General features: G+C 64.8%; 11 protein-coding genes. 7 read left to right on the forward strand and 4 right to left on the reverse strand.

Annotated elements, in window-relative coordinates; all coding sequences use genetic code 11:
* Complete coding sequence (locus ACVI1L_RS01175; RefSeq protein ID WP_456782074.1) at nucleotides 1-849, forward strand: alpha/beta fold hydrolase; 849 nt, start codon at nucleotides 1-3, stop codon at nucleotides 847-849.
* Between the two features lie 97 nt (nucleotides 850-946).
* Here ACVI1L_RS01175 and ACVI1L_RS01180 read toward each other — a convergent pair whose 3' ends face one another.
* On the reverse strand, nucleotides 947-1,504 hold the full coding sequence (locus tag ACVI1L_RS01180) for a DUF308 domain-containing protein (RefSeq protein WP_456782075.1): 558 nt from the start codon (nucleotides 1,502-1,504) through the stop codon (nucleotides 947-949).
* 135 nt (nucleotides 1,505-1,639) lie between these two features.
* Between ACVI1L_RS01180 and ACVI1L_RS01185 the strand changes: the two genes are divergently transcribed.
* Nucleotides 1,640-2,227 (forward strand): TetR/AcrR family transcriptional regulator, encoded by a 588-nt coding sequence (locus ACVI1L_RS01185; protein WP_141341106.1) that lies wholly within the window; start codon nucleotides 1,640-1,642, stop codon nucleotides 2,225-2,227.
* Between the two features lie 46 nt (nucleotides 2,228-2,273).
* Here the strand turns inward: ACVI1L_RS01185 and ACVI1L_RS01190 are convergent, their stop codons facing one another.
* Complete coding sequence (locus tag ACVI1L_RS01190; protein ID WP_456782076.1) at nucleotides 2,274-4,538, reverse strand: spermidine synthase; 2,265 nt, start codon at nucleotides 4,536-4,538, stop codon at nucleotides 2,274-2,276.
* Nucleotides 4,539-4,717: 179 nt separating this feature from the next.
* Here ACVI1L_RS01190 and ACVI1L_RS01195 point away from each other — a divergent pair, with 179 nt between their 5' ends.
* Nucleotides 4,718-6,319, forward strand: a complete 1,602-nt coding sequence (locus tag ACVI1L_RS01195; protein WP_456782077.1) for a phytoene desaturase family protein — start codon at nucleotides 4,718-4,720, stop codon at nucleotides 6,317-6,319.
* Nucleotides 6,320-6,582: 263 nt separating this feature from the next.
* Here the strand turns inward: ACVI1L_RS01195 and ACVI1L_RS01200 are convergent, their stop codons facing one another.
* Nucleotides 6,583-6,747 carry a Flp family type IVb pilin gene (locus ACVI1L_RS01200; RefSeq protein ID WP_016841571.1) on the reverse strand — a complete coding sequence of 55 codons (165 nt, stop codon included), beginning with the start codon at nucleotides 6,745-6,747 and terminating at the stop codon, nucleotides 6,583-6,585.
* Between the two features lie 170 nt (nucleotides 6,748-6,917).
* Here ACVI1L_RS01200 and ACVI1L_RS01205 point away from each other — a divergent pair, with 170 nt between their 5' ends.
* Together ACVI1L_RS01205 and ACVI1L_RS01210 are read left to right on the forward strand one after the other, a co-directional pair.
* Nucleotides 6,918-7,802, forward strand: coding sequence for a 50S ribosomal protein L11 methyltransferase (locus ACVI1L_RS01205; RefSeq protein ID WP_456782078.1), 885 nt, complete (start codon nucleotides 6,918-6,920; stop codon nucleotides 7,800-7,802).
* Entirely contained in the window at nucleotides 7,769-8,305 is a 537-nt protein-coding gene (locus tag ACVI1L_RS01210; protein ID WP_456782079.1) for a hypothetical protein, read from the forward strand. Before ACVI1L_RS01205 ends, ACVI1L_RS01210 begins: the two co-directional genes overlap by 34 nt.
* A gap of 18 nt (nucleotides 8,306-8,323) precedes the next feature.
* Here ACVI1L_RS01210 and ACVI1L_RS01215 read toward each other — a convergent pair whose 3' ends face one another.
* Nucleotides 8,324-8,509, reverse strand: a complete 186-nt coding sequence (locus ACVI1L_RS01215) for a hypothetical protein (protein WP_057015008.1) — start codon at nucleotides 8,507-8,509, stop codon at nucleotides 8,324-8,326.
* Nucleotides 8,510-8,699: 190 nt separating this feature from the next.
* Here ACVI1L_RS01215 and ACVI1L_RS01220 point away from each other — a divergent pair, with 190 nt between their 5' ends.
* Both ACVI1L_RS01220 and ACVI1L_RS01225 read left to right on the forward strand, forming a co-directional pair.
* Nucleotides 8,700-10,529, forward strand: a complete 1,830-nt coding sequence (locus tag ACVI1L_RS01220; protein ID WP_253625840.1) for an aminopeptidase P family protein — start codon at nucleotides 8,700-8,702, stop codon at nucleotides 10,527-10,529.
* Between the two features lie 303 nt (nucleotides 10,530-10,832).
* Complete coding sequence (locus ACVI1L_RS01225; RefSeq protein ID WP_456782080.1) at nucleotides 10,833-12,110, forward strand: multidrug effflux MFS transporter; 1,278 nt, start codon at nucleotides 10,833-10,835, stop codon at nucleotides 12,108-12,110.
* Nucleotides 12,111-12,144 lie beyond the last annotated feature (34 nt).

Consider the following 12,144-nt stretch of genomic DNA (forward strand, 5'->3'; position numbering starts at 1 on the left):
ATGAAACGGGGCATCATTGTCCTTTGCCTGTGCATCGTGGCGATGGCCGCTTATTTCACGACGGACAGATGGGCCATCCGTCACACGACGCTGACGTTCCACGACGTTCTGCGCGACGACCGCGACGTCACGGTCGAGGTCGCGGTGCGCCGCGACCGGCAAATGCAGGCAATGGCCGAGATGATCGAGCTGCCGGTCGCGATCCTGAGCCACGGCAACACCGTCAAGAACACCGAGTACTCGTTCCTCACCAATTTGTTCGCGTCGCGCGGATACCTCGTGATCAGCATTCAGCATGATCTCGACACCGACGCGCCGATGGTTACCAAGGTCGGCGAGGAATATGTCGGCCGCCGCATGCAGTACAATCGCGGCGTCTTCAACATCATGTATGCGATCGACGAGCTGAAGAAGCTCTACCCGAACGCAAACTATCGCCAGCTGACGTTGATCGGCCATTCCAACGGCGGCGACATCTCGATGTTCTTCGCCAAGCAGCACCCCGACCTGGTCAAGAAGGTCGTCACGCTGGACAATCTGCGCGTCCCCTTCATCACCGACGGCAGGATAAAGATCCTCTCGTTCCGCTCCAGGGATCCGGTGTTCAAGGCCGATCCGGGCGTCGTGCCCGACGACGAGACCTGTGCGAGACTCGGCATCAAGGTGGTCAGAACCGAATTCCAGCACAACGATCTCAGCGACCGCGGCCCGGACAGCGCGAAGTCGTCGATCCAGGCCGGCGTGGAGCGATTCCTCGACGAGGATGCCGGCGAGAGCACGCCGACGATGCCGCTGCTCGCCGCCTCGACGCCCGCCTCCGCGAGTGCGGCGCCGCCAGAGAACAAATAGTCGCGTCGCGCTAAAGGCGAGTTCGCGCTCTCCGGTGCTGCCGGACAGTTCTCCGTTCCGATTGAATCGAACGGAGCTCCAGCTTTTTGCTTTGACTCTATGCGCGCGCGTGGCGATAGCCGGCGGCAACGAGCCAGATTGCGGAAAGCAGGAAATAGAACGCGCCGAAGCCCGCATAGGGAGCGACGTCGAGAATGGTCGGCGCAACGGTGCCGATGGACTGGCTGATCATGTAGCCGCCGGCGAGTGCCGACTGTGCGCCACTCAGGATCATCGCCCATTGCGCGCCAAAATGACGCCAGCGCTTGACGCCGGTGTACAATTGCAGCACGCCCGCGAGGATCGCCCAAACCCCGAACACGGCCAGGACGGCATAGCTGCTGTGGCTGAGCGCCACGATAACGGCGAGCATCGTGATCGCGCTGACCGCGACATTCAGGGCCTGGGATGGGTTGGCCTTCAGGCCGCCATTGACCCGGGCATCAGCCAGATTGGCGATGCCGTCCCACGCCGGGTAGATCACGAGCAGAACCGCGGCAGGGCCGGCTTGGCCGCTAAACAGAACGGCGGCGGCGACCCAGGCGACCGAGAAGATGGCGCGCCCGAGATAATAGGATCGCAGCCAGGTGGATTGGGTCGAAAGGTGGCTTTGCATTGACAGGGCTCCTTGTTGTCTTCCTACTAGTAGGTAGTTGATGGATTCCAGTCAATCTGGCGCTTGGACGCCCTGTGTGGATGAGGAAGGCCTTGATCTATCTTTGTAATTTACCTACTGGAAGGTAGGCATGACGTGAACGTGATGACTTCGACTTCTGAAAAAATTCTCGACGTCGCGCAGCCCCTCATCGTCGCGGGGGGCTATAACGGCTTTAGCTATGCCGACATCTCGGATGCCATCGGCATCCGGAAGGCGAGCATCCACCATCACTTCCCGACCAAGGCCGAGCTGGTCTCGGCGCTGGTGGATCGCTACCGGCAGCAGACCGAGCTGGGCCTGAAGTCGCTTCGGGAGCAATTCGCAAGCCCGGCCGACCAACTGCAGGCTTACGTGAACTTCTGGCAGGCGTGCATCGGCGATGCCTCGCTGCCGTTCTGCGTCTGCGCGATGCTTGCCGGCGAGATGCCGATGCTGCCGGACGAGGTCGCATCGCGCGTCCGCGCCCATTTCCATCATCTTGCGGGATGGCTCACCTCGGTGCTGCAGGCCGGCGCGGAACAGCATCTGTTCCGGCTGGACCAGCGGCCGCACGAGGAGGCCCAGATGCTGATGGCATCGGTTCATGGGGCAATGCTCTCGGCGAGGGCTTTCGACGATCCCGGAATGTTTGCCGCGATCGTCAAGCCCCAGTTCGCCAGACTGCTGGTAGCCGATCGCTAGAGAATTATCGCGCGGAAGCCGCCGCGATTGGCTCGGCTAGCAGGTCCTACTGCTCGCCGTCGCGCAGGCGCCGGTACACTGCACCCAGCACGTTCGAATAGTCGTCGGTCCAGACCCGCTGCTTCTCGTCGGCTTCGGTCTCGGTCCAGACGTCCGACGATGCGAGCTTGCCGACGTCTTCCTCCTCGCGCGCGGAGACCACGACCGAGGTCGAGAAGATGTACTCGTTGTCGCGGCCGGAATCCTCACTGTAGACCCAGCTCTTCATGTCGTTGGCGTCCGCAATGCCGACCACGACGCTGGCAAGCTCGAGGTGACGGTTGGAGACGTGCATCACGACCGCGCCCTGCGGCGCCAGCTTCTCCTTGTAGATCGCCATCGCCTCCTCGGTCGCGAGATGGATCGGGATCGCGTCCGACGAATAGGCGTCGACGATGATCAGATCGTAGAGGCCGTCCGGCTCCTTGGCGAAGGTCAGCCGCGCGTCGCCGATGACGGGCTTGAGGTTCGGCTCGCAGTTCTGGATGTAGGTGAAGTATTTCGGATCGCGCGCGGTATCGACCATCGATTGGTCGATCTCGAAGAAGCGCCAGTCCTCGCCGGGGGCCGACGCGCAGGTCAGCGTCCCCGAACCGAGCCCGATCACCGCCACTTTCAGCGGCGCGCCCTTGCGCTCGCGGATTGCAGTGATCGCCCGCCCGATGCCGCCATCCTTGTAATAGTAGCTGATCGGTTCGGGCTTTCCGGCGACCGGCGTGCCGTCATCGTTCTTGAACTTCTCGGCGCCATGGATCGTGGTGCCGTGCATCAGCACGTGATACTGCCCGTTCGGCGTCACCACGATCTTGTGCACGCCGAAGAAGCTGCGCACGGTTTCGACGCGGCCGTCGTCGGATGGATAGGCGCGCAGCACCACCAACGCGACCACGACGGTGGCGAAGATCTTCCAGCGATTGGCGTTCAGCGCGAGCGCAAGCAGCGCCGAGAGCACGCCGACCGCGCCGATCACCCAGACCCGGTGCACATCGAACCAGTTGAAGATGTCGCCGGCCGAATAGCTCGGCGCGATCAGCGCCACCGCCAGCACCGCAAGGAACGGCCAGTACCAGGCGCTCCAGCGCGGCAGCCGCTCCGCGCCGCCGGGCGGACGGCATAGCGCCGCGAGCGCCAGCAGGATCGGATATTCGGCGACCCACGAGAAAGTAAAAGGCGCTACAAGCCCCGCGAACAGGCCGCCGACCATGCCGCCGAACGACAGCGCGACGTAGAAGCCGGTGAGATATTTCGCCGCTGGGCGGGTGCGCGCGAGCTCGCCATGACAGGCCATCGCGATGATGAAGAAGCAGAGCTGATGGCCGCCGAGCGTGAGCAGCAGGTTCTGCTCGCCGCCGACCGCAAGCAGGATCACGACGCCGGCAATCGCCAGCGGCTGCGCCCGCAGCATCCATTTGTGCGGCAATAGCGGCCGCGACTGGAACACCAGCACCCAGGTCAAGAGATACAGCGACAGCGGCAGCACCCACAGCAGGGGCGCGGCGGCGACGTCGGTCGAGATATGCGCCGTCACCGCGATCAAGAGGCCGGACGGCACCGCGGCGAGGAAGATCCAGCGCGCCCGCAGCGGCCAGGACGGCGCCGGCGCATTGGCGTCATCGACCTGCATGTCGAGCGCGGCGGCATTGGCCGGCGACCGCAACAGCAGCACGCCGCAACTTGCGATCAGAATAATCAGCAGACCATAACCACCGGTCCAGATCAGATTTTGGATGCGCAACGTGAACATCGGCTCGAGCAGCACCGGATAGGACAATAGCGCGAGGAAGCTGCCGATGTTCGAGGATGCGTAGAGGAAATACGGATCGGGACCATTGGGATGTCCGGTGCGCACGAACCAGGCCTGCAGCAGCGGATTGTTGGCGGCGAGCGCGAAGAACGGCAGGCCGATCGAAACCGCGAACAGGCCGAGCAGCCAGACCGCATAGCCGGACGTCGGCGGCTCGCCCCAGCCGCTCCTGACCGCCAGCGGCAAGGTCAGCAACGCGACGACGAGCAGCACCAGATGCACCACGACCGGCGCAATACGGCCGTTCAGCTTCATCAAGAGATGCGCATAGGCGTAGCCGCCGAGCAGCAGCGACTGGAAGAACACCATCGCCACCGACCACACCGCCGGCGAGCCGCCGAGCCGCGGCAGCACCATCTTGGTGAACAGCGGCTGCACCGAGAACAGCAACAGGGCACTGACGAAGATCGCGGCGGTGTAGACAACCAGCACCAGCCGGTTGCGCGAGGCGGTCGGCTCAGACGTCATGAAAGCTCCGGCATGGACCCGGCGGGCGCCGGAGGCGGACAGTCCGGTGGCACCCCACCGGAGGATTTCAGTTGAGCATACGGCACTATCACGGACAAGAAACGGCGGTCACGCGGACTTGACGACGCGGCGCTGCGGCGCCACAGCACATGCTCTAATCACTGCTTCTTGAAGCGGACATGAACGAAACAGACGTCGTTATCATCGGTGCGGGGCACAACGGCCTCACCTGCGCGGCCTATCTCGCGATGGCCGGGCTGCGCGTGAAGGTCGTGGAACGCCGCAAGGTGGTCGGCGGCGCTGCGGTCACCGAAGAATTTTACCCGGGCTTCCGCAATTCGGTCGCCGCCTACACGGTGAGCCTGCTCAATCCGCAGATCGTGTCTGACCTGAAACTTGCCGATCACGGCCTCAGGATCGTCGAGCGGCGCGCGCAGAACTTCCTCCCCGCGCCCGACGGCAGCTATCTTTTGACCGGCGAAGGCCGAACCCGGGAGTCGGTCGCAAAGCTCAGCCGCAAGGACGCCGCCGCAATCGGCGTGTTCTCAGGGGAACTCGAAGCCATCGCCGACGTGCTGCGGCAATTCGTGCTGCGCGCACCGCCGAACCTCGTCGAGGGCTTTGGCATCAGCGCGATCAGCGAGGCCTTCAACGCGCTCGGCACCGCCAACATCCTGCGCCGGCTGTCGCTGGAACAGCAGCGCAATCTGCTCGACCTGTTCACGCGATCGGCCGGCGAGATGCTCGATGAGCGTTTCGAAAACGACCTCGTCAAGGCGCTATTCGGCTTCGATGCCATCGTCGGCAATTATGCCAGCCCCTACGCGGCGGGCTCGGCCTATGTGATGCTGCATCATGCGTTCGGCGAGGTGAACGGCAAGAAAGGCGTCTGGGGCCACGCGATCGGCGGCATGGGTGCGATCACCCAGGCGATGGCGCGTGCCGCGCGCAGCCATGGCGTCGAGATCGAAACCGATGCTGCCGTCAGCGAGGTGATCGTCGAGAAGCAGCGCGCCGTCGGCGTCGTCCTCGACAATGACAGGACCGTGCGCGCCAAATACGTCGTCTCGAACGTCAATCCGAAGCTGCTGTACACACGCCTGGTGCCGGAAGGCGCATTGGCGCCCGAGTTTCGCGCGCGCATCTCACGATGGCGGAACGGGTCCGGCACGTTCAGGATGAATGTGGCGCTAAGTGCCCTGCCCTCGTTCACCGCGCTGCCCGGCCTAGGGGATCACCTCACGGCGGGGATCATCATCGCTCCGAGCCTCGGCTACATGGATCGCGCCTGGCACGACGCGCGCGAATTCGGCTGGAGCCGCGCTCCGGTCGTCGAGGTGCTGATCCCCTCGACGCTCGACGACAGCCTGAGCCCGCCGGGCCAGCATGTCGCGAGCCTGTTCTGCCAGCACGTCGCGCCGCAACTGCCCGACGGCAGATCGTGGGACGATCATCGCGAGGAGGTCGCCGATCTGATGATCGCAACCGTCGACCACTACGCGCCCCGGTTCGCAGGCAGCGTGATCGGCCGCCAGATCCTGTCGCCTCTCGACCTCGAGCGGCAATTCGGCCTGCTCGGCGGCGACATCTTTCACGGCGCGCTGACATTGAACCAATTGTTCTCGGCACGGCCGATGCTCGGCCATGCCGACTATCGCGGACCTCTGAAGGGTCTCTACCATTGCGGTTCCGGCGCCCATCCCGGCGGCGGCGTCACCGGCGCCCCCGGCCACAATGCCGCGCGGGCTATCCTGGCCGACCATCGCGCGCTGTTCTCGTAGACGACACACCGCGGGCCGCGGGACAAGCTGTGGACAGGCGTGTTGAGAAGCTGTGGGCCTGCGGTGGATAGCGGCCTTGTCTCAAGACGGGATAACCGGTGGACGTCGCTGTGGACCGGCTGTGCGATCGACGCTGACAATCCCGGGAGAACGCAGTTGATGTCTTGTCGACAAGCTGCGTGTGGCTCTGTGGACAATCGGTCAAAAAGAAAACACCGGGCGACATGTCGCCCGGTGCTTCCCTGAGAACGCCGTTCGAGAAATTACTTCAGCGAGCCGCTGATCGAGTTGAAGGTCCCGCTCAGTGCCGTGCCGACGCCATTCACCGCAGCGATGATGGCGATGGCGATACCGGTTGCGATCAGTCCGTATTCGATGGCGGTCGCGCCGGATTCATTCCGCAAAAACTTAACGATAAAAGCCTTCATTGCAGCCCTGCCCTTGGTTGTGATGCCTTGGAACGAAGGGTGTTCCCAGTTCCGCCACCGTAGTAGTACGGCAACATCTAAGGTTGTCTGAACCGGGAACCTCTCAATTCTCGCGATATTCGATTGAATCCGGCTTGAAATTTTAACAAAAACCGCGCTACCGGCCTCCGATGACCCCGTCCACACACCGCGCCAGCGTCACCCTTCCAGATGAATCGACCGCAAAGCGCGTGGTAGACGCGCTTTCCGAGCTGTTTTTCGAGGATCAGGCGGCGTTTGCGGCCTTCGAGCGGCCGGATGGCCGCTGGGACGTCACCGTCCATTTTGCCGAGCCGCCGGACCAAAATTTACTGCGCGAGCTGGTCGGCCAAGTGGTGCGGCAGGATGTCGCATCTACTTTAGTCTTTGATACCGTGAAGGCCAAGGACTGGGTCAAGGCCAGCCTGGAGGATCTTGTCCCGGTCGCCGCCGGCCGCTTTATCGTCCACGGCCAGCATGACCGGCACCGGATACCCCCCAACAAGCTCGGGATCGAGATCGAGGCGGCGCTGGCCTTCGGCACCGGCCATCACGGCACCACCCGCGGCTGCCTGCTGCTGCTCGACCACGTGCTGAAGGCGTATCAGCCCCGCCGCGTGCTGGATCTCGGTACCGGGACCGGCGTGCTGGCGATCGCCGCCGCCAAGGCGCTGCACGGCAAGGTGCTGGCAAGCGACATCGACCCGCCGTCGGTCAGGGTCGCCGAGGAGAATGCCCGGCTGAACGGCACAGGCGATCTGGTGGACGTGATTCCCGCCACCGGCTTTGCCGCTCCGCGCTTCGCCGAGGACGGTCCGTTCGACCTGGTGCTCGCGAACATCCTCGCCAATCCGCTGCGGCAGCTGGCCGGCCCGATGGCGCGCCACCTCGCCTCGTCGGCGCAGGTCATTCTCTCCGGCCTGCTGACGCATCAGGCGCCGGCGGTCATCGCCGCCTACCGCGCCCGCGGGCTGGTGCCGCTGCGGCATCTGAAGATCGAGGGTTGGAGCAGCCTGCTGCTGCGCTCCGTGAAGTGACCGCGACCGGCAGACAGTGCGGCGACTGCACGCTCTGCTGCAAGGTGATGGCGATCGAGGAACTGGCCAAGCCCGCCAACACGTGGTGCCCGCATTGCAAGCCGGGGCGCGGCTGCCGGACCTATCCGGGCCGGCCGGCGGAATGCCGCTCGTTCAGCTGCGTCTGGCTGGCGAACGAGCTGCTGGAGGAGCACTGGAAGCCTTCCAGGTCGAAGCTCGTCCTGACCACGTCGGAAGATGGTCTTGAGGTCAGATGCGATCCGGGCTTCCCCGACGCCTGGCGCAAAGAGCCGTTTTGCAACGAGCTCAGGGAATGGGCGATCTCCGGCGAGACGCTCGACATGACCGTCGTCGTGATCGCCGGCCAGCGCATGACGCTGGTGACGCCCGAGCGCGAATTCGATCTCGGCATCGTCGGCCCCGATGAGCGGATCGTGCGCGAGCTCGAGGACGGCAAGGTCGTCAATGTGACCTTGGCGAAGGCGTCCGACCTGGAACGGTAGCCGCGATCCGCGGGTTGTTTATTCGGGCGCTGGCGAATCGCTACGGTTGGTCTCGACCTTGCCCTGACCGGCCGCACGCTTGGCGCGCGCCTCGACAAGGCGGTCCAGCATCTGGACGATGACGCCGCGCTGCTTCTGTTCGACCGGCGCGATCGGGCCGCGGCGGACCGGCGGCGAGATCTTCTCAAACGTGAATGCAGGCATCGTGCATCTCCTCACCGTTGAGTTGAGACACTCCTGGACACTCCCCGTACGCTTGACCGTTGACGTGCAGTGGACATCGTCCGGCCAATTCCACTATGCCATATTCAAGCATAAGTTATGCCAAAAATATGGTCATGCTTGACCGCGCTCGCGCGAAGGTCATGCTTCATCCGAAGAGAGTGCGACGGCGATGTTCGAAGCCCATTTCCAGACGTTCGAAGAGCCCGAAGGCGGCGTGGCGCTGACTGCCCGCTTGAGCGCGCTGCGCGAGGAGCTGGCGCGGCGCAAGCTGACCGGATTCGTGGTTCCGCGCGCAGACCAGCAGCAGAATGAATATGTCGCAGCCTCCGAGGAGCGGCTCGCCTGGCTGACCGGCTTCACTGGATCGGCCGGGCTCGCGATCGTGCTGAGCAAGGAGGCCGCCCTGTTTGTCGACGGCCGCTACACGCTGCAGGCCGGCAAGCAGGTCGACCGCAAGGCCTGGCAGGTCGAGCCGCTGGTCGATCCACCGCCGGAGCACTGGCTGACCCGGCATCTGGCGGCCGGCGACCGCCTAGGATTTGACCCCTGGCTGCACACTTCTGCGGCAGCCGAACGACTGGCAGCGGCCTGCGCCAAGGCCGGCGCGGAACTGGTCGCCGTCGACAGCAATCCGCTCGATGCGATCTGGCACGAGCGGCCGGCACCGCCGCTCGGTCCGGTCACGATCCACGGCGCGCAGTTTTCCGGGGAGATCGAAGCCGAGAAGCTCAAGCGCATCCGCCTCGAGATCAACAAGCTCGGCGTCGACGCGCTGGTGCTGTCCGACAGCCACGCGGTCGCCTGGACCTTCAACATCCGCGGCGCCGACGTCTCGCATACGCCGCTGCCGCTGTCCTATGCGCTGGTACCGAAGGAAGGCCGGCCGCTGGTGTTCATCGATCAGCGCAAGCTGTCCAACTCGACACGCGACCATCTCGAGCAATCGGCCGATGTCGAGCAGCCCGCGGCGCTGGCGGCAAAACTCACCGAGCTCGCCAAGCGCGGCGCCTCGATCGCGCTCGACAGCGCGACCGCAGCCGACGCCCTGAGCCGCCTGATCGCGGGTGCCGGCGGCAAGCCGGTGCGCGGCAGCGATCCGGTCAGCCTCTTGAAGGCGGTCAAGAACATCACCGAGATCGAGGGCACGCGCACGGCGCATCAGCGCGACGCGGTGGCGCTGGTGCGTTTCCTCGCCTGGATCGATCGCGAGGCGCCCTCCGGCAGCCTCACCGAGATCGACACCGTCGAGGCGCTGGAGACGTTCCGCCGCCAGACCGGCGCGCTGAAGGACGTCTCCTTCCCGACCATCGCCGGCACCGGGCCGAACGGCGCCATCGTGCACTACCGCGTGACGCGCAAAAGCAACCGCCGCATCGAGCCCGGCGATCTCCTGCTGATCGATTCCGGCGCACAATATGAGGACGGCACCACCGACGTCACCCGCACCATCGCGATCGGCAAGCCGACCGACGAGATGCGCGACCGCTTCACCCGCGTGCTGCGCGGCCATATCGCGATCGCCCGCGCGATCTTCCCCGACGGCACCACCGGCGCGCAGCTCGACACGCTGGCGCGGCAATATCTCTGGCAGGCCGGGATCGATTTCGAGCACGGCACCGGTCACGGCGTCGGCAGCTATCTCAGCGTCCATGAAGGGCCGGCGCGGATTTCCAAGCTCGGCACCACGCCGCTGAGGCGCGGCATGATCCTGTCCAACGAGCCCGGCTACTACAAGACCGACGCCTACGGCATAAGGATCGAGAACCTCGAGCTCGTGATCGGCACCGACATTGCCGGCGCCGAGAAGCCGATCAATGCATTCGAGACGCTGACGCTGGCGCCGATCGATCGCCGCCTGATCGAGGTCAGCATGCTGAGCCCGGACGAGTTAAGCTGGCTCAACGACTACCACGCCCGCGTCGCGCATGTGGTGCGGCCGCATCTCGACGACAACGCCACCAAGCTGTGGCTGGACGAGGCAACGGCGGCGCTGAAGTAGCGGCGCGCCCAGGCATCCGCACGCTCGACGTCGTCCCCCCAATGCTCTGTGTCATCCCCCGCGAAAGCGGAGGATCCAGTACGCCGCGGCCTATCAATTCAAATACGCCTGCCTCTGGAATACTGGGTCCCCTGCTTTCGCGGAGGACGACCGCGGAATTCGCAGCTGACGACATTGGGTTTATTGCGCGAGACGAAACATCGTCACCGCGTCTCCTGAAATCGCATGGGCGTATGTCGAAACGCCCGTATTCCGCGCGGACGGGCACGCTACAGTCTTTCCACAATGCTGGATCGGACCTGAATGCACGGCGTGATGGGCAAGCCGCCCGGCGCGGCCAAAGACAACATCGCGACATCGAAGGTCATGCTGCTGATGCTCGTCGTGATGACGGGCGTGGCGCCGATCTCGCTCTACATGCTGGTGCCGGCGCTGCCGGTGCTGGCGACCACATTCGGCCGCGACATCTCTATCGCGCAGATGACGGTGTCGCTCTACATGGTCGGCATCGCGCTTTCACAGCTGATCATGGGGCCGCTGTCCGACAGGTTCGGCCGCCGGCCGGTGCTGCTCGCGGGCCTCGGACTGATGGTCGTGGCCGGCGTCGGCTCGGTGTTCGCCGAAACCCTGCCGCAACTGATTGCGGCGCGCTTCTTCCAGGCGCTCGGCGGCGCCAGCGGCATGGTGATCAGCCGTGCCATCATCCGCGATCTCTATCCGCGCGAGCGGGTCGGCGCCATGATCAGCCTCGTCGTCGCCGCATTGATGATCGCGCAGATGGTGAGCCCGCTGACCGGCGGCCTGCTGGAGACCGCCTTCGGCTGGCGCGCGATCCTCTATCTCATCACCGCGGCGTCGCTGATCACCACGATCTTCATCGCGCTGGCGCTGCCGGAAACCCGCCGCGACCGCGCCGACAGCTCCAGCTTTCGCGGCGACCTCGGCAAGCTGATGACGAGCCGCGCCTTCGTCGGCTATCTATTGTGCCAGGTATTGGCGTCGCAGATCATCTTCGCCTTCGCCGGCGGCGGCCCTTACATCGTGGTGACCCAGATGGGCCGGACCAGTGCCGAGTATGGCGCGTGGTTCGCGATGACGGGGTTCGGCTACTTCGTCGGCAATCTCTTGTGCGTGCGCTTCGCGCCGCGGCACTCGCTGGAGAAATTGATCTGGTTCGGCCTCGCGCTGCAGGTCGGCGGCAGCCTGTTGAACCTGGTCTGGAGTTTTACCGGAGTAAACCAGGCCCCGCTCTGGCTGTTCGGCACCCAGATGATCGTGATGATCGCCAACGCCTTCGTGATGGCCAATTCCGCCGCCGGCGCCATCAGCATCCGGCCCGAAGCCGCCGGCACCGCCTCGGGCGCCATGGGGTTCCTGCAGCAGGGCATCGGCTCGCTGATCTCGCAATTCGGCGCCTATCTCGGCGGCCACTCCACCACGACGCTGCCGCTGACCGCGGCGATCTTCGCGATCTCGATCGCCTGCGCCTGCACCATGATCTTCGTCGTGCCGCGGCGGAAGGTGGTGGTGAGCGAGGAGCTGATCGCGCAGGCCGAGGAGGATGAGCAGGGGATGATGTGAGCAGTTCGTCATTCCGGGGCGATGCGCAGCATCG

The sequence above is a fragment of the Bradyrhizobium sp. USDA 4516 genome (genome assembly GCF_054055915.1).

Coding starts and splice junctions, on each gene's coding strand:
- ACVI1L_RS01175 (WP_456782074.1), top strand. CDS start 1: ATGAAACGGGGCATCATTGTCCTTTGCCTGTGCATCGTGGCGATGGCC.
- ACVI1L_RS01180 (WP_456782075.1), bottom strand. CDS start 1,504: ATGCAAAGCCACCTTTCGACCCAATCCACCTGGCTGCGATCCTATTAT.
- ACVI1L_RS01190 (WP_456782076.1), bottom strand. CDS start 4,538: ATGACGTCTGAGCCGACCGCCTCGCGCAACCGGCTGGTGCTGGTTGTC.
- ACVI1L_RS01195 (WP_456782077.1), top strand. CDS start 4,718: ATGAACGAAACAGACGTCGTTATCATCGGTGCGGGGCACAACGGCCTC.
- ACVI1L_RS01200 (WP_016841571.1), bottom strand. CDS start 6,747: ATGAAGGCTTTTATCGTTAAGTTTTTGCGGAATGAATCCGGCGCGACC.
- ACVI1L_RS01205 (WP_456782078.1), top strand. CDS start 6,918: ATGACCCCGTCCACACACCGCGCCAGCGTCACCCTTCCAGATGAATCG.
- ACVI1L_RS01215 (WP_057015008.1), bottom strand. CDS start 8,509: ATGCCTGCATTCACGTTTGAGAAGATCTCGCCGCCGGTCCGCCGCGGC.
- ACVI1L_RS01220 (WP_253625840.1), top strand. CDS start 8,700: ATGTTCGAAGCCCATTTCCAGACGTTCGAAGAGCCCGAAGGCGGCGTG.
- ACVI1L_RS01225 (WP_456782080.1), top strand. CDS start 10,833: ATGCACGGCGTGATGGGCAAGCCGCCCGGCGCGGCCAAAGACAACATC.